We start from the raw sequence: 24,027 nt of genomic DNA on the forward strand, positions 1-24,027 counted from the left end.
GCACTACAGCGCGAACCCGTTGGCCGGGGTGGACGATGCGTACGACCCGTCGCGGCCGTTGTGGCGCACGCCCTGCCCGGAGGCTTCTTCCTTGATTTCCTCGTAATGTTGAAGGTAGCGCTGGTTGTTCTTCAGAATCTCGCGGGCGAGCGCGATGTAGTTGCGCGCGCCGATGGAGGTGGCGTCGTAGAGCAACACGGGTTTGCCGAAGCTGGGAGCCTCCGAGAGCCGGACGTTGCGTTGTACGATGGTCTTGAACACCTTGTCGCCGAAGTAGCGACGCACCTCGCTGGCGACCTGGTTCGAAAGCCGCAGCCGCGTGTCGAACATGGTCAGCAGCACGCCTTCGAGTTCCAGTTCGGGGTTCAGGTGCTGCCGGACGATTTTGATGGTGTTGAGCAACTGTCCCAGTCCCTCCAGCGCGAAGTATTCGGCCTGCACCGGAATCAGGACCGAGTTGGCGGCTGTCAGTGCGTTGAGCGTCAACAGGCCGAGCGACGGCGGGCAGTCGATCACGACGAAGTCGTACTTCCGCCGGGTGCGGACCAGCGCGTTCTTGAGGATCCGCTCGCGTTCGAGCACGTCGATCATCTCGATCTCGGCACCGACCAGGTTGATGTGGCTGGGCACCACATCCAGGAACGGCATCTCGGTGGGGCGGATGGCGTCCTCGATGGTCGTGTCGCCGATGAGCACCTCGTAGGTGGAAGCCGTTACGGTGCGGGGATCGATGCCAATGCCCGAGGTACAGTTGGCCTGGGGGTCGAAGTCGAGCAGGAGGGTCGGATGCTCGGTGGCCGCCAGCGAGGAGGCCAGGTTTACCGACGTCGTGGTCTTTCCGACACCGCCTTTCTGATTCGCAACTGCTATGACCTTTCCCATTCGATCGTCCGGGGTTCGATGTGTGGGCTGGGCTTCGAAGGAAGCGCGGCGCTTGGAGGAGGGTTTCGCAGTGTAGCTCCGACGCAGGCTGCACAAATACCGCAATGTATAAAGAAACCGGCGGCCAAGCCAGTATGATCCGGTGAAAATCCGGAAAGCGACACGAGCCGCTCCGTCCGGAGCGGCTCGTGGGGAGACGGGCCTTCGGCGAGCGGCGCCGGCGAGACGTCCCTGTCTGATGTGCGTTATCGCGCGGGAAAGGGCTGGCCCGGGCAGGTCACCCGCTCTCGGCCGCGTGCAACGGATCCCTGACGCGGACGGCCCGGTCGCCGTGCGGCTGGTTTACATCGACGAGGGCGGCACGATCCCGTTGAGGCGCATATAGGTGACCAGGTTGCCGTAGTGCTCGTAGTTGTGCGCGGCGTTGAAGGCCAGGATGGCCGAGGCCGCCATCTTGCGCCCGAACAGGTCCCGCATCTGGCTGCCCTCGGCGTCGGTCAGCCTGGCGTAGACGCCCGTGCAGTAGTCGAAGCCATCCTTCAGCGCGGCGAGGATCGCGTCGCGGGTGGTGGCCGTCTCCTCGTAGTTCCGGGTGTTGGGGTTGGCTTCCCCGGCTGCCGTGGCGCAGAAAAAGAACTGGGCGTTGGCCACGTGGGCCAGGATCTGTCCGGCGGTCCGCACTTCGTCGGTGGGCCGGTAGGCGTACATCTTCTCGTCGAGCATCTCGGCCGTCTTCAGGAGGTTGGTGACGGTGATGTCGTGCAGGCCCTTGAGGGAGGTGATGACGGGGTTTTCCGGAGGGGTGGCTTCCTGGGCATGGAGGCGGGCTGGCGGCAGGAGCACCAGCAGCAGGGTCAGCAGCGCGAGCGGTTTCATGGGAGGCAGGGGATTGGTGTGAGGAACGGTGCCTTCGAGCGCACAAGGTAACCGATGGGCCGCCGGGATCAAAGCCGGCTGTCGTTATTGGCCCAACCTGGCTTTTTCCGGGCAGGGCATTTCAGATTCCACTTGTATGACATGTTACTTATTTTTATATTGCACGTGAAAGCCCTTTTCCCGGATTCCCATCGTCGCATCACCATCATGAAGTGGCCCGTCTTGCTGCTCTTGCTGCTCCTTGGAGCGGTTGCGCCTGTCCATGCCCAAACGGGTAAGATCGCCGGATACGTGCGTGACGCCGACACGGGAGATCCCCTGCCCGGTGTCAACGTCGTCCTGGAGGGTACCCTCAGGGGAAGTGCGACAGACATAGATGGCTACTATGTCATCTTGAACGTGCCACCGGGCGAGTATGCGGTCACGGCTTCTTTTCTGGGGTATCAACCGGTAACCAAGACCGGGGTGGAGGTCAACACGGGGCGGACGACGGAACTGGATTTCACCCTTGCCGTGGCGACCGTGGAGCTGGGCGAGGAGGTCATCGTGAGTGCAGAGCGGCCCGTCATCGACCCCGAGCGCATCGCCTCGAGCGAGATCATACAGCTCGACGAAGTGACCGTCTCGCCGGGGGTCTACGACCTTGCCGACGTCCTCGACCTTACCGTGGACGTCACCGACGGGCACTTCCGGGGTGGCCGGACGGGCGAGGAGATCTATCTGCTCAACGGGATCAACATCATCAATCCCATTAACAACAGCCGGGCTTTTCAGCCGTCGGCTATGGGGATCGAAGAGGTTGAAGTGATCACGGGCGGATTTCCGGCCGAGTACGGCAATGCGCAGAGCGGCGTCGTCAACATCGCGCTGCGCGAGGGGAACGCCCACCGGTGGGAAGGGGAAGCGTCGGTCCGCCTCCGCGCCCCGGGCCGGAAGCATTTCGGGCCGGGCGTCTTTGATGCCGATGCCCACGCCTACATACAGGCCTTTGACAGCGTTGAAGAATGGGCGGGCGACAGCGGCGAAGGCGAGTACTACAATTTCATCGGATACGGCTTCGGCAACATTTACGGGGCGGACTCCGTGCAGGCTGCCCGGATTGCCTACGAACTCTGGCGTCAGGCGCGGGAGGAACTCAACAGCACCTACGGTCAGGGGATCGACAGCGACGTGCAGGTGGCGCTCGGAGGTCCGCTCACCTCCTGGGCCAGGACGTTTCTCGCCACCCGGTTCGAAAGCACCTGGCCGGTGTTTCCGTACGACCGCCCGCTCGAGTCGCAACAACTGCTGGGCAACGTCACCTTCGGCCTGGGAGGGGGGACGAGCCTGCGCCTGGCCGGGGCCTACAGCTATGCCGAGGAGCTTCAGGCGAGCAGCAGCTTCTGGAACTGGCTCTGGGACCGGGCCATCGGCCTGGCTCCGGTACAGGAAAGGACCTTCGCTCTCGGCACCCGTTTCTCTTATGCCGTCTCCGACCGCACGTTTTACGAGGCGAATCTGACCGCCCTGCGAACCCACACCAGGCAGGGCGCGACCGTCCTCGACCCGAACCGCTATCGGGAAGACGCGGCCGATGCGGGGGTCTGGCGCTACTTCAACCCGCCCGACCAGTTCCGGGTGGGGTATATGGAGAATGACTTCCTCAACGAAAGGACGTGGACGTGGGCCCTGGACGCCGCCTATAACAGCCAGGTCACGAATAACCACCTGGTCAAAGCCGGCCTGCAGGCCCGCCTGTATGACATCAACGTCCGAAACCGCCGGAACCTCTCCAGCCCGTCGGACGCCCAGGACGAGCGCTTCCACGTCAATCCCGTGGATCTCTCGCTCTTCGTACAGGACAAGCTCGAGTACAGCGGGATCATCGCGAGCATCGGGTTGCGCCTCGATGCCTACAACCAGAACACCGAGTATTACACGAACCAGTTTGCCCCCTACCTCAACCCGAACTTCGACCCGAAGAAGCCCCCGGTCGGGGACAACGCCTACCTGAGTCCCGACCTGGCTGCCAGAGACCGGACACCGTGGGTCGTGCGGTTGCAGCCGCGTTTCGGTGCCTCCTTTCCGGTGTTCGTCGGCACCGTTTTCCATCTCAACTACGGGGCCTTCCTGCAACGTCCCTCGTTCGAGCGGACGCTGGCCTCCCGCATCCAGCGCTCCAATTCGAACGCCATCATTCGTTTCGGCAATCCCCGGCTCAAGCCCGAGGAAACGAAGATGTACGAAGTGGGCGTGGCACAGGCCCTGCCTGCGGGCTTCACGCTGGACGTCTCGGGCTATTACAAGGACGTGAAAAACCTCGTTCAGCTTGCTTTTTTCCGTCTGAGGGAAGGGCTCCCGTATGAGACGTTCGTCAACCGGGACTATGCCGATATCCGCGGGTTCCGGGTTTCCCTCGTGCGGCGCTCGGGTCCGGTGCGCGGTTTCGTCCGCTACCACTACAGCATTGCTACCGGCAAGACGTCCTCGGCCTTCGATGCCCCGCCGACGTTCACGCTCCTCGAAAGCGGTGAGGTTGACGTCTCCGGGGGGGCGCTCAACCTCAACGACGTGCTGCTCGATTTCGACCGGACCCACAACCTGCTCGTCCAGCTTACCCTGAGCACGCCCTCGAACTTCGGTTTCGAGATCGCAGGCTTCAACCCGCTCGGAGGGCTCAACCTCAGTGTGAAAAGCCGCATGCTGAGCGGGCGTCCCTACACGTATGCCGGCGAAGGTACGGGGCTGGAAGGGGTGCTTCTGGCCAACCGCCGCAGCCCGGCCGAATACCAGACAGACCTCAAGATCAACCGGCGGTTCGAGGGACTCGTCGGGGGGGCAGACCTCGTCCTCTTTGCAGAAGTGATCAACCTCTTCAACAACCGCCACTACGACTACAACTACGTCTTCGGCGATCCGCTCCTGATTCGTTCCTACGAAGGCGATGCCGACGAACCGATCGAGTTGATCATCCCGCCCAACGGCAGCTTCACCGCCAATCAGGAGTGGCGGATCTATGACAACCTGCCCCGTTCCTTCTACGTCGGTGTCAATCTCGACTTCTGAAGGTGCTAACCTGTTCAGCCCGGTACAACGATGCGGCTTGTTCTCTTCTTTTCTCTCGGCGTGATCCTGCTCGGGGCTGCCCCCGAGGCAACGGCCCAGCTCCGCCAGTACGAGGTGCACCGGCGGGGGATGCTTCACGAGACCATCTACAATACCGGCGAGATCGGCCGGGCCTATCACCAGGGACAGGCGGGCAACGATACGAACGTCCCGCTCATGGAATGGCCCGGCTATTCGGCCACCGTCGTCGATGACATCTCCTTCGACGGGAAACACTACATCATCGGCGGGGGGATGAACATCTCGGGCGAAGCCGCCGACACCACCCAGCGCATGTTCGCCTTCGCCGGGGGGGTGGGCTCCAGCACGCCGGAGCAGGTCGCCGGCCGGTGGGTCTTTCCCTACGGCGTCTTTCGCACCGAAAACTATCCCGTGCTGGACAACGGCGAACTGAATCCGGACTACAACCCCGACGAAGCCGAGGAAATCATCGTCTCGACCTGGGGCACCTCCCTGGGCGTCCTCGTCACCCGGACCACACGGGCCTGGAGCTACCCGGACTACGACGACTTCATCATCTACGAGTACGAGCTCGAGTACACCGGCGACCGCGACGGCGACCTCATCCCGGACACGGAGGCACCGCTCACCGATGTCCTCGTCAGCTTTGTGTATGGCTTTGCCGGCAACATGTTCGGTTACCAGCGGGAGTACAACCGCTGGCTGTATACGGACTACGAGCGAAACGACCAGCGCGCGCGTTTCGACCCCACGCGCTGGCTTGCTTACAACCTTCACATGAACGGCCTGCCCGATCCGGTCTACCGCGACGCGTGGGGTGCGAGCGGGGAGAACGGCGGCGGCCTCAACGCCCCCGGTGCGCCCGGCTTCATGATGCTCTACTACGACATGGAGCATCTCGCCACCCCGGACGAGACGCACGCCGACGTGGCCGTTGAGGACTCGGCCATCGTGTGGACGACGCAGTACGGCGGCGGGCCCAAAATCATCCAGCCGTGGATGGTCCGGCTGGAGACGAGCAACCTCCGGCAGTCGAAGATAGAACAGCAGCTCGTCGTCGATCCCCGGAAGAACCCGCCCTACCGTGGCGGTTCGGTCGAGCCTCCGGCCGGGGATACCACCTCCGCCATATACCGGTGGTACCAGGAGTACTGGGTCGGGCGAGGCCGGTTCAACCACCGCCAGACACGTAAAGCCGTGGGTCGCTTCTTCACGTTCGGTCCCTACACCCTCCGCATCGGTGACAGGCTCCGCTTCGCCTATGCCGAGGTCATCGGGTACGGCGCCGCCACCCGGGAGGAAACGGAGGCGGGACTGGTGGATTTCGGGGGCTCGTGCGGCGAGGATTGCGGCGAGGCGAGCGAGCGCGCCTTCTATCCCGTTCCGAACTACGCCGAGGTCATTCGCTACGGCGGCACGGCTTTTCCCCCGACGTATCCCTACGGCTTCCAGTATGAATACGGTAACACGTATCTCTCCGAATACGGCCTCCCGGATTACGTCAACTCCGACGTGGTGACGGTCCGTGACGTGGCCGACAAGGCAAAAGAGGCCTACACCGGCAGCGCCGAGGGACCACCCTATGCCATCGAATCCTTCCCTCCGACGGGGGTCTACCGGCTTCCGATCCCCGTGCCGGCGCCCGCCATCGAGGTGGCCAGCGACGAGCGCGCCCAGAACGTGATCTTCTGGGGGCCCCAGGTGGAGAGCTTCGAGCACGAGCGGCTGCAGGGCCGGCTCGATCACTATGCCGTCTATCGGGCCCGGCACCCCGTCGGTCCCTGGCAACTGCTGGCCAGGGTGACGCCGGGTGATCCGGACTTCATCAACAACGGGGACATCTCCTTCGTGCCCGAGGGGTACTACTTCGTTCGCGACCCGGAGCCGCGTGTGGGCGAGACGTACTACTACTCCGTGCTCAGCGTCGACGAGGCAGGGCGTACGAGCGGGCGGACCAACCTCACGCGGTACGAGACGCAACTCGGCCCGGCCGATGAATTGCGCGAGGTCTACGTCGTCCCCAACCCGTTCGTGGTTCGCTCGGGTTTCGGCGGGGCGGTGGAAAGCCAGCTCCGGCTCGGCTTCTACGGCCTGCCGGCACGGGCCACGATCAAGATCTATTCCTTCGCGGGGCAGCTCGTGGAGACCATCGAGCACGACGACCCCACGTACTCGACGGCTTATCTCCAGGTCACGCGCAACAACCAGCGCCTCGCCTCGGGGGTCTATTTCTACGTCGTCACGACCCCTTCGGGCGAGATGGCGCGTGGCAAATTCGCCATCATCCGTTAATCAGGGCAGGGTCAGGTTATGTTGCATCGCATGCGCACGGAAGCGTCCTGCCGGCTCCTCGGAGTCGTGGCAGCGCTCCTGATCGGATGGGTTGCCCCGTCGGCGGCAGCCCAGAAAGTGGGGACGACCTCCTTCCAGTTTTTGAAAGTGATGCCGGTTGCCCGGGCTACGGCCATGGGGGACGCGTATGCGGCCCTCGCCCGGGGGGCCGAGGCGCTCTTCTGGAACCCGGCCGGCCTGGCTCTCACCGACGGGATCGAGGTGACGGGCACGCACATTCCCTACCTCGTCGACACCCGCATCTCCTCGGCCGGCCTGGCCTTCGCACTGGGGGACTTCGGCCGCCTGGGGCTTCAGATCCAGTATGTCGACTACGGGGACCTCGTCGAGACGCGGACGGACCTGCTGGGGTTCAACGCGGACGGAACCTTCAACCCCGGCCTTACGGGCAACACCTTCAGCCCACAGGCCTGGGCGTTCGGGCTCTCCTACGGGCGCGCCCTCAACGATCAGTTCCGCATCGGGCTCACCGGCAAGTACGTCTATGAGTCGCTCTACAACGGGAATACTACCTTCACCGACCCTCAAAGCGGGGCGGTATACAACACCGGCGCCGGTGTCCTGCTTTTCGACTTCGGGCTTCAGTATGACACCGGGTTCCGCTCGCTTCAGCTGGGTGCCGCCGTGCAGAACTTCGGGGCGGAGGTGGCCTTTGTCGAGGAGAGTTTCGCAGCCCCGCTGACGTTCCGGCTCGGTGTTGCGGCCAACCTGATCGGGCCGGGGGCGCTGCTCCAGCCCCATGCGGGCCAGCGCCTCACCGTGGTCTACGACCTCCATCAACCCAACGACTACGACCAGCAGATGCATCTCGGGCTGGAGTATGCCTTTGCGGAGGTGCTCACCCTCCGGGCCGGCCGGAAACTCAACTACGACACCGAGAACTGGACGTTCGGAGGGGGTATCCGTCTTGCCCTCGGTTCCTCGGACTTCTCGTTTGACTACTCCTATTCCGGGATGAGTGTTGATCTCGGCGTGGCCCATCGCCTTACCCTGAGTGCCCGGTTGAAGTAACACACGTCCAGCATCTTTTCCTGCGATGACTTTCCCCTTCTTTGCTTGCAGACTCGTCGGTGCCGCGGCGATCGTAGCCCTTTTCGCCGTCTCGGCCGTTGCACAGGACGTAGCGAACCCCCTCTCGTTTCAGGGACTGGATCAGGCAGCCACGCCGGGAGCTCGTGCCCGCGCCATGGGCGGTTTTCTCGTCGGCGACGCCCGCGACGCCACGGCGCTCTTCGCTGACCCGGCCGCCCTCGGCCGGCTCGCCGGCCCCGAAATCCGGCTCGGCGGCGGCTTCACCGCGACGCACCGGGAGCAGCGGCAGCGGTGGATTCCCAACCGGGTCTATGCCGAACTCAGCCTCCTCTTCGAGAACGATCCGGAGGCCGTGCACCCCACCCGGGCCTTCGACACGATCCGGCCGGACTGGGCGTATGACCGGAGCGCGGTGCGGCCGGTGCTCGGGGCCGTCGCGTTGCCGCTTCCGGGCCGGGTGGCCGGCTTCACGTTTACGGCCGGGCTGGGCTTCGCGCAGGTCGCCTCGCTCGATCACTACTACCAGAACAACAATGCCCTCGACCCGAACATCGGGCAGCTCCGGCCGGCTCCGATCCCGCGCGTGCAGGATGGCGATTCCCTCCTCGTCGACTGGTTCCAGTTCAGCCGGGAACGGGAAGGGGCGCTCTACGGCATCACGCCGGCCCTGGCGGCGCGCCGGGGCCCGTTCTTGCTCGGCGTGGCCGTCACCATCCTGACGGGCACGTCCGACGACCGGGAGCACCGGCTCGGCCGCGGCCTGCTCACGCTCCGCTACAACAATGACTTCTCCCTGGTCCCTTCCCCCATCGGGGAAGAAATCACCACCGGCTCATCGGACTACAGCGGCGTGCGGGCGGTGCTCTCCGGCCGGCTCGACATGGATCAGTTCGCCGTCGGCATCGCCCTCCGGCCCGGCTTTACGCTGAAACGGACGTGGACGCAGGCGGGAGCCCGGAGCGGAAGCGGCACCGACGAGCTGCGCATGCCCACGCAGGTCACCTTCGGTTTTGCCCTCTATCCTTCCGCCCGCTGGCGACTCGTCGCCGGGTACGACCTTCGCCGCACCGGTGCCGCCGAGTACGTCCCGGAGGGCGGCAGCCCGTTCTCCCCGTGGGTCGACGGTTCGGCGCTCCACCTCGGCGCCGAGTTTCAGGCGCGGGAGGGGCTGGCCCTCCGGGGTGGCTACCACAGCGAACCGCGGGGCTTCGCTCCGGCCGGCGCCGCCTTCCTCGACGATCCGGCGAAGGCCTCCGTCTATGCCGCCGGGCTCGGGCTGTCGCTGGGCCGTATCGGGCTCGACCTCACCTACGAATTCTCGCGTCTCCGCTACGAGGATCTCTGGATCTCAAACGAGAACGACAACCGTCGGACGACTCACACCGTTCTCTTCGAAACCTCGTACCGCTTCTGATCAGGTTCCGTTGATGGCTTCTCCGCTTCGTTTCAGCCCGCTCGCCCTGCTCCTGATCCTGACGACTGGAACGGCATGGGCACAGACCGACCATTACGTCACGACGCCGGCCGCGCTGGAGGCGGCCATCCGGAGCGCCCGCCCGGGTGACTTCATCACCCTGGCCAACGGTACCTGGACCGACCTCGTGATCACCTTCGACACGGATGGCGCGCCGGGGGATACCATCACGCTGCGGGCCGAAACCCCCGGCGAGGTGCTCCTCACCGGCACTTCCCGCCTTCAGATTGCCGGCGACTACCTCAAGGTGGACGGCCTCCGCTTCGAGGGGGGCGCGCTCCCTGACGGCGTTCCGGTCATCGAGTTCCGCCGCTCGTCGGGCGACCTGGCCAACCACAGCCGGCTGACCAACTGCACCGTCGTCGATTACAACCCGCCGAGCACGCGCACCGAGTACAAATGGGTATCCGTGTACGGCCGCTTCAACCGGGTGGATCATTGCTACTTTGCCGGCAAGACCAACGAAGGCGCCCTCCTCGTGGTCTGGCTCCGCGACCCGCCCGACGACGCGCCGCCGGAGCACCGGATCGACCACAACCACTTCGGCCCCCGGCCCGAGTTCGGCGACAACGGGGCCGAGACGATCCGGATCGGCACGAGCGCCCGCTCGATGCAGAAGGCCAACGTCGTCGTCGAGCGCAATCTGTTCACCGAGACGAACGGCGAGATCGAGATCATATCGAACAAATCGGGCGGCAACGTCTACCGGGGCAATACCTTCCGCCGGGCGCGGGGCACGCTCACGCTGCGCCACGGGAACGGCTGCCTGGTCGAGGGCAACTTCTTCTTCGGTGAGGGCATCGCGGGCACGGGCGGGGTGCGCATCATCGGAGAGGACCACCGCGTCGTCAACAACTATTTCCAGGACCTGCGGGGCACGGGCTACTATGCTGCCCTCTCGATGGTGCAGGGCGTGCCCGATTCCCCGCTGAACCGCTACTTCCAGGTCAAGCGGGCCGTCGTGGCGCACAACACGTTCGTCAACACCGAGAAGACGTTCGTGATCGGCGTGGGCGCCAGCGCCGATCAGTCGTTGCCGCCCGAGGACATCACGGTCGTCAACAACGTAGTGCAGACCTACCCCACCGCGTCCGTCCTCGAGATTGAGCTGGCACCCGTCGGAGAGACGACGTGGGCGGGGAACATCGTCTACGGCCGCCCGGACGCGCTGCCGCAGGGGTTCACGTTCGCCGATCCCGGGCTGGAGCAGGGAGCCGACGGGCTGTATCGCCCCGGGCCTGCGAGTCCGGTGCTGGATGCCGCCGACCCGGCGTTCGCGCCGGAAGCCGACATGGACGGCCAGCCCCGCGACGCCCGGGCACCGGATGCCGGGGCCGACGAGCACGCGGACGCCCCGGTGCTCTACACGCCCCTGACCCCCGCCGACGTCGGGCCGGCGTGGCGGGTGGCCGTCGCCGTCGAGGCGCCGTGGGAGCCCCGCCCGTCCCGGCTGGCTCCCAGCTTCCCCAACCCGTTCGACAGCACGACGACGGTGTCCTTCACCCTGGAGCAGGCCGCGCACGCCCGCCTGCGCCTCTACGACATCGCCGGGCGCGAGGTGCTTCGCCTGCTCGACCAGGCGCTGGCGCCGGGCCTCCATGAAGTCGCGCTGGACGGCCGGCAGCTGCCGACGGGCACCTACGTGCTGGTGCTGGAAACCAACGGTCGGGCTGACTACCGCCTCATCACGATCCTGCGAACGTCCCGGTAATGAGATACGCTGTCTGGCTGATCGCCCTGTTCGTCACCCTGGCCGGGTGTCGGTATCCGGCCGCCCCTGCGAGGGTGCTGGTTTCCAGCGCCGGGGAGCTGAACCGGGCCATCGCGGAGGCCACACCGGGGACGGAGATCGTCATGGCGAATGGCGCGTGGCGCGACGTTCGGATCCGCTTCGTCGGATACGGCACGGAAGACCGGCCCATCATCCTGCGTGCCGAAACGCCCGGCCAGGTGGTCATCCAGGGACAGTCGGATCTGAAACTGGGGGGCGAATACCTGGTGGTGGACGGCCTGTATTTTACCAGCGGTGCCTCACCGTCCGGCGCCGTCATCCAGTTTTTCATCAACGAGGATACGCTGGCCAACCACAGCCGGGTGACCAACTGCGTCATCAAGGATTTCAACAAACCACAGCGCAACCTGCAGGATCTCTGGGTCCTGTTCAAGGGGCGGCACAATCAGCTCGATCATTGCTATCTGGCCGGCAAATCCAACCGTGGGCCGACGATCCGGGTGGACCTGGATGGAAACCCGAGCATCTACAATTATCACCGGATCAACAACAACCATTTCGGGCCAAGACCGCCCCGGGGAGGACCGAGTGCGGAAACCATCCAGATCGGGGATAGCGGTACCTCCATGACGCCGAGCCATACCCTGGTGGAGAACAACCTGTTCGAACGGTGCAATGGAGAAGTGGAGGTTATTTCGAGCAAATCCAACTTCAACGAATTCCGAAACAATGTTTTCTATTTGAGTGAAGGCTCGCTGGTCACCCGGCATGGAAACTATGCCGTCGTGGCGGGCAACTACTTCATCGGAGATGGCGCGTCGCCGCACATCGGGGGCATCCGGCTCATCGGAACGGGCCACTGGGTGTTCAACAACTACTTCTACGGCCTGCGCGGCAAAGAATTCAGAGCGCCCCTGGCCGTGATGAACGGGATCCCGCGCTCGGCCGTAAACCGGTATTTTCAGGTGACGGACGTCGTGGTGGCCCACAACACCTGGGTCAATACCATCTCGCCCTGGCAGTTCGGCGTCGGGTCGAACGTGGATCAGCGGGACGTGCTGCCGCCCTCCGAGATCCGATCGGAGACGCCCATCCGCACGCTGTTCGCCAACAACCTCATCTACAATGCGGAAGGGGACCCGATGCCCATCGTCCGCTACGATTCGATCGACGGCATCACGTTCCGGAACAACCTCATCAACAACCAGGGCGTGCCCTTCCGGGGGGTGGATGGACTTCCAGAACATGATTTCTCGATGGTCGAGCTGGAAAAAAACATCTGGGTGCCTGCTTCCGATCTGAGCGACGTCGAGGTGTACCACGGCTTCGAGTTCGAACGGATCGATCGGGATCTGTTTGGCAACCCCCGGGGCGAAAAAAACGCTGTGGGCGCCACCAACGGGACGATGCCCGAGCCGCCGAACATCCTGGACCCGGCCCGGTATGGTCCCGCGTGGTATGATCCTGCGCCGGCCGGTACGCAGGAGCCCGGGGTTCACCGGGTGAGCCAGCCCGCAGACCTGGTGCAGGCCGTGGTCCGTGCCGCCGACGGCGACGTGATCGAACTCGCGTCCGGGCGCTACGAGATCGACACGCCCATCCGGATCGACAGAACGATCGTCATCCAGTCCGCGGATTCTTCGGCCCGAGCACGCATCGTATATCGCGGGGCGGCCGGCACCCCGGCCTTTGAGCTGCATCCCGGCGGGCATCTCGTCCTGCGCGGGGTGGTGTTGCAGGGGCATGGCGAGAATTACGCCTTTGCCCCCCTTAAAGAAGGCATGTCCAGGCTGTATAACCTGAGGGTAGAGGATTCAGAGATATCCGGCTTCGATTATGTGCTCAAAGCCTACAAGCACTCCTTCGCCGAGTTCATAACGTTCGAATCCACGGTGATCCGGGATTGCACCAATGGGCTGGATCTTTCCGCCGAGGATGATGACCGAGGGGAGTACAACGCGGAGAACGTCTACCTCCTCGATAGCCGCTTCGAGCGGGTCGGCAGGAACGTGGTGAACTATTATCGCGGTGGCTACGACGAGTCTACCGTGGGAGGAAATCTGATCGTAAAGGGCAGCACGTTTACCCGTAGTGGCAGCCGGGATGAAAGCGGCATATTGATCAATACGTATGGCATTATAAACGTTCGCATCGAGGACAACGTGTTTCGGGACAATCCCGTCCGGATCGTGACGCGCCTGTGGGGGGCGAAGAACAACACGCACGCCGGCAATGTGCTCGAGAACTCGGGCGCCATCGTGGTAGAGCAGAATCTGCCCCTGAAATTGATGTACTAGGATGATGGTCAGGAGCGACCTTTTCGTGACGAGCTGGACCATGCGTGCTGTAAAGCAACCGGCCTCGTCTCCGGCCCTCGACGCCGCCTGCGCGGGTCCCGTCCGAACCCGACTGCAGGCCTAGCTGTGCGATCAGCCCGGCGCGGGAGCCGGTGAGTATGCGCCGGAGGCCCCCGGGTGTGGGAAGAAAATGAAGTGGGTGCCCGACTGTACTTGTATGACATGTTACAAATTTCCTATATTGTCGCCGTCAGCGCTTTTTCCAGGTCTATGCCGGTCTCCGTTGCCATGACCGTCCTTTTCTCCGCCCGGATGTGGGGTGTCGTGCTGTTGCTGGTGCTGGTGATGCCGGTACGCGCGCAGGAGCAACACCCGAAGGTGTTCATTACGGCCTCGGAGGCCGCCGCCATCCGGGAGGCACGCGGGCATTATACGCTCCTCGATGCGACGCTCGAGGCGGCGACGGAGATGGTGGAGGCGGCCCTGGCGGCGCCCATCGAGACGCCCCCGCCCGGTGAGGCCGGCGGCTACGCGCACGAGCGGCACAAGCAGAACTACCGCGAGATGTACCACGCCGGCCTGCTGTACCAGATCACCGGCGACCGGCGGTATGCCGCCTTCGTGCGGGACATGCTCCTCCAGTACGCCGAGATGTACCCGGCCCTCGAGCCGCACCCGCTGAGCGAGAACCAGGTGCCCGGCAAACTTTTCCATCAGCTCCTCAACGAGAACGTCTGGCTCGTTCACACTATCATCGGGTATGACTGCGTCTACGACGCGCTCACGCCCGACGAACGGGCCACGATCGAGGCCAACGTGTTCTACCCGATGGTGTCGTGGTTCATGAACGAAGGGGCGTACTCGATGAACCGGATCCACAACCACGGCACCTGGACGGTCGCCGCCGTCGGGATGGCCGGTTACGTCCTCGGGGAGCCGGAATGGGTCGAGCAGGCGCTCTACGGGACGGACAAGCGTGGCGAGGCCGGCTTCATGCGCCAGCTCGACCTGCTCTTCTCGCCCGACGGCTACTACATGGAGGGCCCCTACTACGCCCGCTATGCCATCTGGCCGTTCTTCTATTTCGCCGAGGCCATCCAGCGCTACGAGCCGGAACGCAACATCTACGGCTACCGCGACGGCATCCTTCGCAAGGCGCTCTATGCGACGGTTCAGACGGCCCTGCCCGATGGTACCTTCCCGGCCCTCAACGACGCCAGCCTGAGCATGAACGTCGCCGCGCCGGGTGTCGTGCTGGCCACCGACCTCGTCTTCGAACGCTACGGTCCCGACCCCGTTTTGCTCGGGGTGGCCGGGTTCCAGAACGCCGTCGTGCTCAACGGGGCCGGCCTGGCGGTGGCCCGGGCCTACGAGGCGGCCGACGAGGTCCCCGAGATGACGTGGCCGAGCGTCGAGTTTCGGGATGGGGCCGATGGCGAAGGCGGTGGCCTCGGGATCCTCCGCGTCGGGCGGGGAAAGGACCAGACCGTGGCGCTCATGAAATACGGCGTTCACGGCCTGGGGCACGGCCACTTCGACAAGCTCTCGATCCTCTTCTACGATCAGCGCCGCGACGTGCTCGACGACTATGGCTTTGCCCGGTTCGTCAACGTCGAACCCAAGTACGGCGGACGCTACCTTCCCGAGAATGACACCTGGGCCAAGCAGACGATCGCCCACAACACGGTCGTCGTGGATGGCCGCTCGCAGAACGACGGCGACCGCAAGGCGGCCGATGCGATGCACGCCGACCGCCACTTCTTCGACGGAGATCCTTCCGACGGCGTGCAGAGCATGAGTGCCTATGCGCGGGGGTACTACACTGGCGTGGACATGCAGCGGACGGTGCTGCTCGTCGAGGACGAAGCATTCGACTACCCGCTGCTGATCGACCTCTTCCGCCTCGAAAGCGACGCCGAGCACCAGTACGACTACCCGATCCACTACGACGGCATCCCGATGGCCACGTCGTTCGACCTGGCCGGCCATACGGACGTGCTCCGGCCCCTGGGCGAGGACGCGGGCTACCAGCACATCTGGGAAACCGCCCGGGCGCGCCCCGATGCGGTCGTCCAGTTCTCCTGGCTCGACGGCCAGCGTTACTACACCCTCACCACGGCCGCGGCCCCCGGAACCGAGGTGTTGATGGGCCGGACGGGGGCCCACGACCCCCATTTCAACCTGCGAAGCGAGCCGCTCCTGCTCCTGCGCCGCCGTGCCGCCGATCACCTCTTTGCCAGCGTCATCGAGCCGCACGGTTACTTCAGCGAGGCCAGCGAGCAGAGTAGCAACGCCCGGCCCTACATCGCGGCCGTGCGCGTGCTCGGCTTCGACGCGACGGCGAGCGTCGTCGAGATCGAGGCACAGGACGGGCGTCGCTGGCAGGTTTTCGTCAACAACGGGCCGGCGGGCGATGGCCCGCACACGGCCCACTTCGGTGGAAAAACCTACACCTGGACGGGCAACGCCGAGATGCGCCCCGTCCGCGACGGTACGGAATAACCCCGGTGTGTGAATCCAGCCCCCGGCGGGTGCCGTGACGGGCTGGACGCGCACGCCACGACCTTTCCGTTCAACCAGACCTTTCTTGTCCATGACCATCGACCTTACCGGAAAAATCGCTCTTGTAACCGGTGGCGGCCGGGATATCGGCAAAGCCATCTGCCAGTGTTTTGCCGAGGCGGGAGCCGCCGTGGCCGTCAACTACCGCGCCAGCCGCGAGGAGGCGGAGGCCACCGTGGCGGAAATCACCAGCCGGGGCGGCAAGGCCATCGCCGTGCAGGCCGACGTCACCCGGCCCGGGGACGTCGAACGCCTCATCGCCGAGACGTGTGAGCGCCTGGGCGGCTCCATCGACGTGCTCGTCAACAATGCCGGCGGCTTGCTCGAACGCAAACCCATCGCCGAGATGCCCGAGGAGCTGTGGGATCGGGTGATGGCCGTCAACCTCAAGAGTGTTTACCTCGTCACGAAAGCGGCCCTGCCCAGGATGAACGACGGCGGGGCGATCGTCAACCTGTCTTCGCTGGCCGCCCGGAACGGTGGGGGCGGCGGGGCCGTCGCGTATGCCGCCTCGAAGGGGGCGGTGCTCACCCTGACACGCGGCCTGGCCAAGGAACTCGCCGGGCGTAAGATCCGCGTCAACTGCGTCTCGCCGGGGTTGATCGACACCACCTTCCACGACACGTTCACCCCGGACGAGGCCCGGAAACGCACCGCCGCCATGACGGCCGCCGGGCGCGAGGGTACCCCCGGGGATGTGGCCCGGGCCGTCCTCTTTCTCGCCTCGGACGCCGCGTCGTACATCAACGGCGAGTCCCTGGAAATCAACGGGGGGCTGTACTTCGTGTAGCCGGCCCGGCCGGGATTCGCCGGTGATCTCCGAACCGCTTTTTTCCCCATCCACGATCTTCGAAGGTCCATGCCATACGATGAATCGACCCCGGCCCACAATGGGCTCAACGGATCCGGCGTCTTCGCCAGAAGTGGGGATATCGCCTGGGAACAACCCGAGGAAGGCATCCGCCGCCAGATTCTCGGCTATGACGATCAGTTGATGCTCGTCCGGGTGCTCTTCGAGGCCGGCGCCGTAGGCCGGCTCCACCGCCATCCTCACCGCCAGACGACCTACGTCGAGTCCGGTGTCTTCGAGGTCGAAATCGGCGGGGAGAAGGCCGTACTCCGCGCCGGCGACGGGTTCTTCGTGCCGCCCGACGTAATGCACGGGGCCGTGGCGCTCGAAGCCGGCAGCCTCATCGATGTCTTCACGCCCGCCCGGGGCTCTTTTCTGGGCATGGAGGATGATTTCGCTTTCGGCAAGGAAGGGCAACCTCATCAAGCCGAAAACCGTTCGACGGACGGCTCCCCGGCGGCGTCATCTACCCCCCCCGCGTCCTGACCGTTGTACCTGCCTACATGCGTGTTCTTTGTATTCTCGTCGGGTTTGCCTTTGCCGTCGTGCCTTCCATCCGGGCGCAGAGCGAGTACGAAACCTATACGGGCTTTTCGGTGCCGACCGAGGCCGTGCTTCCCGGTGCGGAGGTGCATCCGTCGCTGTGGTTCACGGCCGACGAGATCGCGGTCGTGAAGGCCCGGTGGAACCATCCGGCCTATGCCGACCTGGTCGCGGAGATCACGAGCGACATTAGCAGCTTCAAAAGCCGGAATCCCGCCAGCACCGATCCCAGCGACCGGCCCCGGATGGCCAAGACCCTCGCGTTTGCCTGGATCGTCAACGGCGACCTCATCGCCCTGGTCAAGGCGATGGAAACGCTCGGGCTGGCCTACGAGAACGTGCCCCAGGAAGTGGGTTCGGATACGTTCGACGGCGAATATGATGAGATCTACCGGGCCACGTGGCTGCAGAATTACTGCGCCGCCTATGACTGGCTCTACGACCGGCTCACGCCGGAGATGGAGGCGAAGGTCCGGGCACGGCTCGTCGCCGAGGCCGAGTTGCTCTACGCCCACATGAACAGTTACGCCCCGCGCCCGCACAACCACCGCTCGAAGCCGGCCTATGCCCTCGGCACCGCCGCGCTAACGCTTTCCGACCACCCGGACGCGGCGGCCTGGCTGTCGTTCGCGCTCGATCGCCAGAACACGGTCACGCGCTACATGTTCAGCGAAGACGGGGTCTACCGCGAGGGATCGCACTATTACGTGTTCACCCTCGTCAATGCGATCCCGTTCCTCTGGCACTACCGCAACGTGGCGGGCGTGGATCTTTTCCCCTATTACCAGCCGGCCTTCGAGTGGCCCCTGCGCATCCGGAACGGGCGCGGCTGGATGCCCAACCTGGAGGACGGTTTCATGAAGCCTGCGCCCACCCATACCGTGGCCGCTGCCTACCGGGACGCGCCCACCGCGCTGCACGGCACGGCACCGCTGGGCGAACTGCTCCAGTGGAACTGGGCGACGACGTCTTTCTTCACGCAGAACTACACCGGCGCCACGAACGACGTGACCTGGGAGATCGACGTCCTGCTGACCTGGGATGCCGACCTCCCGGCGACGGCGCCGGATGCTTCGCCCACCCAGATCGTCGGCAGCGGGCAGGTGGCCTTCCGCAGCGGCTGGGCGGGCGATGACGTCCGGTATCTCCTCTTTCACGGCGTCGCCTCGGCCGATAACCACGATCACCCGGACCACCTTTCCTACGTCCTCGATGCCGAAGGCACCCCGCTCGCCGTCGATGCCGGCTACGGCCCCGCCGGCTTCAGCGATGATCGGCGCTCCTGGTATACCTCGGCGCAGGCGCACAACACCGTTACGGTCAATGGTTTTCCGCTGATCGACTACGACAACACGCAGAACGAGGGGCCGCACCTCCTGCACGCGCTCGACACGCCCGGCTACGACTTTGCCGAGATGGAGGCGCCGAGCAACGGGGTGGCGGGAGGGGCCGAGGTCCGGCGCGGCATCGCCTTCCCGAACGAGCGCTTCTGGGTGGTCTACGACATCGGCACCTCGGCGAACACGGCCAGCTATCAGGTGCATCTGCACGGGCGGGGCGCGCTCACCCGCGACGGCACGCGCATGACGTGGACGGCCCCGGCCGACACCTACGGCCGGGGCGGCCGCCTCCATGCCGCCTTCGTAGGCAATGGTCCCCTCATTGTGGATGAGACGAGCCGGTGGACGAGCCTGTACTGGGGCCACGAGGAAGCACAGACCTACGTCTCCGTCCGGCAGTCCGGCACGGCGCCGGTGTTTCTGCACGTGCTCTACCCCACCCCGGTGGAGGCCCCGGCGCCGCAGGTCACCGACCTCAGCGCCGACGGGATCGTCAGCGCGGAGATCGTGGAAGACGACGGGGCCACCACGAACGTGGCCGTCCAGCGTGATCCCGCGTTCCGCACGGCCGGACCGCTCGGGACCGACGCCGCGTTTGCCTGGGTGGGGCACATGGACGGCGCGGTCCGCCGGTTTGCCGTCACCGAAGGGCACCGGGTGAACTGGGAAGGCCAGGATCTGCTGCAGGCAACGCTTGCGCTGACGGCGGCGGTGGACCGCTCGGATGCAGCACACCAGAGGCTGTATCTGGAGCCCTTTGAGGGGGAAGCCGGCATCACCCTGCAGGTAGGAGCAGACCCGATCGTCGGTGTGACCCTGAACGGCGAGCCGATTCCGTATGACGAACTGGGTGACGGGCGTGTGCACTTCAGCGTCAACGGTAGTGTCTTCCAGGAGACCGGTGTAGTCCTCATTGAAACCGGGACCGACACGGGCGTGGAGACTCCCGCCGGAGCAGGGCAGGCCCTCCGTATCGAGGGGCCTTTTCCCAACCCGTCGCGGGGGGCCACGCACCTGCGTCTGTTCCTGCCGGAGCCGGGGCACGTGCGCGTCACGGCGTACGATCTGCTGGGGCGGCGCCTGGCTGTACTGGCGGACGGATACCGACCCCGTGGTGTGTCGGTGATCTCGTGGGAGGCCGGGGTGTCGGGCGGTGGTTTGCCGGCGGGGCCGTATTTCATCGAAGTCTTGACGAAACGGGCGCGGGTCTACGTCCGGGGGGTGATGCTCTGATGCGGATGCTTCATCTGAGCGCGGTGCTGCTCGTCGTCATGCTGGCCGGCTGCACGGTGCGGGAGGAGGTCGTCGTCCTGCGCCTGGCGCACGTGCTGGCGACCGATCACCCCGTCCATCTCGGCATGGCTCGCTTCGGTGAACGCCTGGAAGCGCTCTCGGGCGGGACCATGCGGGTCGAGATCTATCCCAACGGCCAGCTCGGCTCCGAGCGCGAGACCATCGAGCTGCTGCAACTGGGCACGCTCGACCTCGCCAAAGTCTCCGCCGCCGTCGTCGAAAACTTCGTCCCCGAGATGGGGGTCTTCAGCCTGCCCTATCTGTTCGACGATGCCGATCATCTGTGGCGGGTGCTGAACGGCCCCATCGGCAAGGAAATCCTGCTGGCCGGGGAGCCCTACCGCATCCGGGGGCTGTGCTACTACGATGCCGGCTTTCGTTCCTTCTACGTGAGGGACCGTGCCGTGCAGGCGCCCGAAGACCTTCAGGGGCTGAAGATCCGGGTGATGCGCAGCAACCTGTCTATCCGGACGATCAACCTGCTCGGGGGCAATGCCACGCCGCTCGCCTACGGGGAGATTTACACGGCGCTTCAGCAGGGCGTCGTCGATGGGGCTGAGAACAACCCGCCCAACTTCTACGGCTCCAAGCACTACGAGGTCAGCCGGTATTACATCCTCGATGAGCACTCTGCACCACCCGACGTCCTGCTCATTTCGACCTGGCGGTGGAACCAGCTGTCGGCGCAGCAGCGCGCCTGGATCGAGGAGGCCATCGAAGAATCCGTCGCCTACCAGCGGGAGCTCTGGGAAGAGGCGACGGCGGCGGCGCTGGCTGCCGTCGAGGAGGCCGGCATCACGGTGATCCAACCGGACAAGACGCCGTTCCGGCAGGCCGTCGCCCCGCTGTACGAGGACCTGAAGGGCACCGAACTCGGCCGGTGGGCAGAACGGATCCGTGCGCTGGCGACCGCACCCGCCGGCAAAGCCGCCGCGCGCGATACCCTTTCCACCAACGGCTCTGATTCCTGATGAAGAAGCTCGCCGCAATCGTAGACCGGATCGTGGAGGTCCTGCTGGTCCTGCTCATGGCCGTGATGGTGGTCGTGGTGTCGTGGCAGGTGGCCACGCGCTACCTGCTCAACGATCCCAGTTCCATCACGGAAGAGCTGGCGACCTACCTGCTCATCTGGATTTCCCTGATCGGGGCGGCTTATGCCCTGCGCCGGCGGGCCCACCTCGGCATCGATATTCTGGTGCGGTCCATGTCGCCGAAGAAACGCCGGATAGCAGCCTATGCCGGGCTCGCGGCGGTGGCACTCTTTGCGCTGCTCGTCCTCGTGGGAGGCGGTATCCGGATCGTGTACGTGACGCTGGCGCTGAAACAGATCTCGGCGGCCCTTCGCGTGCCCATCGGATACGTGTACCTCGTGCTCCCGCTCAGCGGTCTGCTCATGACGTTCTATGCCCTCGTGGCGGCGACCGAGATCCGCCGCGGCGAAGTGCCGCCCTCCGGGGAGGAGGACCGTGTCCCGGTTCCTCCCATCGACTGATCCTTCCTCCTTCGCACTGTATTGCCGGTTTTGTATGGCTCTCGCTGTCGTCATTCTCCTCGTTACGTTCCTCGTCCTGCTCGCGCTCGACGTGCCGGTGGCGTTCTGCATCGGGCTGGCGACCCTCTTCTCGATGTTTGCCATGGTGGATTTCATCCCGGCCATCAGCACCGTGGCGCAGCGCGTGGCGACGGGACTCGACTCGTTCACGTTGCTGGCCATTCCCTTCTTCATTCTGGCCGGCAACATCATGGGGCGGGGCGGCATTGCACATCGTCTCATTGCCCTGGCCCGGGCCCTCGTGGGGAGCCTGCCCGGCGGGCTCGCTTTCGTCAACGTCATCGCGAACATGCTCTTCGGTGCCATCAGCGGAAGTGCCATCGCCTCGGCCGTGGCTATCGGGGGTGTGATGCATCCGCGGATGGTCAGGAGCGGGTACGGCGCCGGCTACAGCGCGGCCGTGAACGTCACGAGCGCCACGACGGGCCTGGTGATCCCGCCCAGCAACGTGCTGATCATCTATTCGCTGGCCTCGGGCGGCGTCTCCGTGGCCGCCCTGTTCGTGGCGGGGTACCTCCCTGGCCTGCTCATGGGGATGGCGCTCATGATCGTGGCCGGCGTCGTGGCCTACCGGCGCGGCTTCCGTACCGATGAGCGCGTCCCCCTCACCGAGGTGGCGCGCCGGCTGCTGGATGCGCTCCCGAGCCTCGGTCTCATCATCGTCGTCATCGGAGGGATCGTCGCGGGCATCTTTACCGCCACCGAGGCGGCTGCCATCGCGGTGCTGTACGCTCTTGTGCTTTCGGTGGGCATTTATCGAGAGATCCGTCTCCGCGAGCTGTTCGACGTGTTGTTGCACTCGGTCGTGACGACCGCCGTCGTCATGCTCCTCATTGCCACGAGCATGGCGCTTTCGTGGGCGCTCTCCTTCGAGCGGATTCCGCAGGAGGTGGGGGAAGCGCTGGTTTCCGTGAGTGAGAACCCGGTCGTGTTGCTCCTGCTCGTCAACGTGATGCTCCTGTTGGTCGGGACGTTCATGGACATGACGCCGGCCATTCTCATCTTCACGCCCATTTTCTTGCCGGTAGCTGTGCAGATGGGCGTGGATCCCGTGCATTTCGGCATTCTCATGGTGGTGAACCTGTGCATCGGGCTGTGCACGCCCCCGGTAGGGACGGTTCTCTTTGCCGGGTGCAGCGTGGCCGGTGTGCCCGTGAGCGGGATCGTCCGGCCCCTGCTACCTCTGTACATAGCGCTCCTGCTCGCCCTCCTGATTGTGACCTTCGTACCGGCGCTGACGCTCTGGCTCCCCGGCGTATTCGGGCTATGAGCGGGCCTGTTCGCCCGGCGTGTGATGGGATCAAATGATCCGAGTGTGTGTTAACTGACGTCATACACTTCACCAGCTTTTGAGGGCGATATGTTCAAGGCCGTTGGGAAACGCCAGTTGCTCAGCCATGCCGTCGAGGAAGAAATCGAGGCCGCCATCCGGGACGGTCGCCTCGCCGTAGGCGACCGGCTTCCCTCCGAGATGGAGCTCTGCGAGCAGTTCGGGGTCAGCCGGACGGTGATGCGCGAGGCGCTCCGCATGCTGTCGGCCCGCCGGCTCGTTCGCATCGAGAAAGGGCGGGGTATCTTTGTAGATACGCCTTCGGTCGCCTCCGTGTCCGCTCCGCTGGAGCTCTACCTGCACCTGAACCGGGGGACCGGTCAGGCGCTGGACGTGGTACGGGCGCGTCAGATCATCGAACCCCCTATCGCGGCCGAGGCGGCGCGGCGGCACACCGCGGAGGACGCGGAGCGGATCCTGGCCAATCTCGATATGCTCAAGGCCTGCGAGCGTCCCTTCGAGAAGCTCTCGAAGCTGGACATGGAGTTCCACGTGCTCATTGCCGAGGCCACGCACAATCCGTTGATGCCCCTCCTGATCCATCCCATCCAGCAACTCATGCCCAAGATCAAGACGGGCGTATACTATGCCGTGAGCGATGCCCACGAAGCCGCCGTGACGTGGCATTCCGCGATCGTCGAGGCAATTTTGAACCGCGACCCTGAAGCGGCCCACGAGCGGATGGCCAGGCACCTGGAGATCGCGGAACATCATGTCCGGCAACTGATGGCGGTGGAAGCGGAGAGCGAAGTGGGAGGATAACGGGCGATCGCCGGAAAGCCATCCCGCGTCTGAATAAAAATCACATCTCATCTTGTATGACATGTTACAAATCGCTATACTATA

Annotated in this window: 16 protein-coding genes; 14 read left to right on the top strand and 2 right to left on the bottom strand. The window is 64.9% G+C overall.

Annotated features, from left to right (window positions below; translation table 11 throughout):
• Positions 1-3: 3 nt before the first annotated feature.
• Both GQ464_RS11565 and GQ464_RS11570 read right to left on the bottom strand, forming a co-directional pair.
• Complete coding sequence (locus tag GQ464_RS11565; RefSeq protein WP_166976770.1) at positions 4-882, bottom strand: ParA family protein; 879 nt, start codon at positions 880-882, stop codon at positions 4-6.
• A gap of 342 nt (positions 883-1,224) precedes the next feature.
• A complete protein-coding gene (locus GQ464_RS11570; RefSeq protein WP_166976769.1) occupies positions 1,225-1,758 on the bottom strand; it encodes a DinB family protein in 534 nt (177 codons plus the stop codon).
• Positions 1,759-1,965: 207 nt separating this feature from the next.
• Here GQ464_RS11570 and GQ464_RS11575 point away from each other — a divergent pair, with 207 nt between their 5' ends.
• The 14 genes from GQ464_RS11575 (at position 1,966) to GQ464_RS11640 (ending at position 23,943) form a co-directional block, all read left to right on the top strand.
• Positions 1,966-4,803, top strand: a complete 2,838-nt coding sequence (locus tag GQ464_RS11575; RefSeq protein WP_166976768.1) for a TonB-dependent receptor — start codon at positions 1,966-1,968, stop codon at positions 4,801-4,803.
• Positions 4,804-4,833: 30 nt separating this feature from the next.
• Positions 4,834-7,116 (top strand): T9SS type A sorting domain-containing protein, encoded by a 2,283-nt coding sequence (locus GQ464_RS11580; protein WP_166976767.1) that lies wholly within the window; start codon positions 4,834-4,836, stop codon positions 7,114-7,116.
• A gap of 30 nt (positions 7,117-7,146) precedes the next feature.
• Positions 7,147-8,187 carry a PorV/PorQ family protein gene (locus GQ464_RS11585; RefSeq protein ID WP_166976766.1) on the top strand — a complete coding sequence of 347 codons (1,041 nt, stop codon included), beginning with the start codon at positions 7,147-7,149 and terminating at the stop codon, positions 8,185-8,187.
• Positions 8,188-8,362: 175 nt separating this feature from the next.
• Positions 8,363-9,622, top strand: a complete 1,260-nt coding sequence (locus GQ464_RS11590) for a hypothetical protein (RefSeq protein ID WP_166976765.1) — start codon at positions 8,363-8,365, stop codon at positions 9,620-9,622.
• Between the two features lie 13 nt (positions 9,623-9,635).
• Entirely contained in the window at positions 9,636-11,393 is a 1,758-nt protein-coding gene (locus GQ464_RS11595) for a chondroitinase-B domain-containing protein (RefSeq protein ID WP_166976764.1), read from the top strand.
• Positions 11,393-13,711, top strand: coding sequence for a chondroitinase-B domain-containing protein (locus GQ464_RS11600; RefSeq protein ID WP_166976763.1), 2,319 nt, complete (start codon positions 11,393-11,395; stop codon positions 13,709-13,711). The genes GQ464_RS11595 and GQ464_RS11600 overlap by 1 nt, the downstream gene beginning before the upstream one ends.
• A 270-nt stretch (positions 13,712-13,981) precedes the next feature.
• The gene (locus tag GQ464_RS11605; RefSeq protein WP_166976762.1) at positions 13,982-16,213 is read left to right on the top strand and encodes a heparinase II/III domain-containing protein; all 2,232 of its coding nucleotides are present in this window, start codon (positions 13,982-13,984) and stop codon (positions 16,211-16,213) included.
• A gap of 91 nt (positions 16,214-16,304) precedes the next feature.
• Positions 16,305-17,063, top strand: coding sequence for an SDR family NAD(P)-dependent oxidoreductase (locus tag GQ464_RS11610; protein ID WP_166976761.1), 759 nt, complete (start codon positions 16,305-16,307; stop codon positions 17,061-17,063).
• 69 nt (positions 17,064-17,132) lie between these two features.
• Entirely contained in the window at positions 17,133-17,609 is a 477-nt protein-coding gene (locus tag GQ464_RS11615) for a cupin domain-containing protein (protein ID WP_166976760.1), read from the top strand.
• 17 nt (positions 17,610-17,626) lie between these two features.
• Complete coding sequence (locus tag GQ464_RS11620) at positions 17,627-20,239, top strand: heparinase II/III domain-containing protein (RefSeq protein WP_166976759.1); 2,613 nt, start codon at positions 17,627-17,629, stop codon at positions 20,237-20,239.
• On the top strand, positions 20,239-21,270 hold the full coding sequence (locus tag GQ464_RS11625) for a TRAP transporter substrate-binding protein (protein WP_228350232.1): 1,032 nt from the start codon (positions 20,239-20,241) through the stop codon (positions 21,268-21,270). Before GQ464_RS11620 ends, GQ464_RS11625 begins: the two co-directional genes overlap by 1 nt.
• Positions 21,270-21,791: a TRAP transporter small permease gene (locus GQ464_RS11630; protein ID WP_166976757.1), complete on the top strand. Its 522-nt coding sequence runs from the start codon at positions 21,270-21,272 to the stop codon at positions 21,789-21,791. Before GQ464_RS11625 ends, GQ464_RS11630 begins: the two co-directional genes overlap by 1 nt.
• Positions 21,792-21,825: 34 nt before the next feature.
• Positions 21,826-23,121: a TRAP transporter large permease gene (locus tag GQ464_RS11635; protein ID WP_166976756.1), complete on the top strand. Its 1,296-nt coding sequence runs from the start codon at positions 21,826-21,828 to the stop codon at positions 23,119-23,121.
• Positions 23,122-23,211: 90 nt separating this feature from the next.
• Positions 23,212-23,943: a FadR/GntR family transcriptional regulator gene (locus GQ464_RS11640; RefSeq protein ID WP_166976755.1), complete on the top strand. Its 732-nt coding sequence runs from the start codon at positions 23,212-23,214 to the stop codon at positions 23,941-23,943.
• Positions 23,944-24,027: the final 84 nt, after the last annotated feature.

Origin of the sequence: Rhodocaloribacter litoris, assembly GCF_011682235.2 — a bacterium.
Lineage (GTDB): Bacteria > Bacteroidota > Rhodothermia > Rhodothermales > ISCAR-4553 > Rhodocaloribacter > Rhodocaloribacter litoris.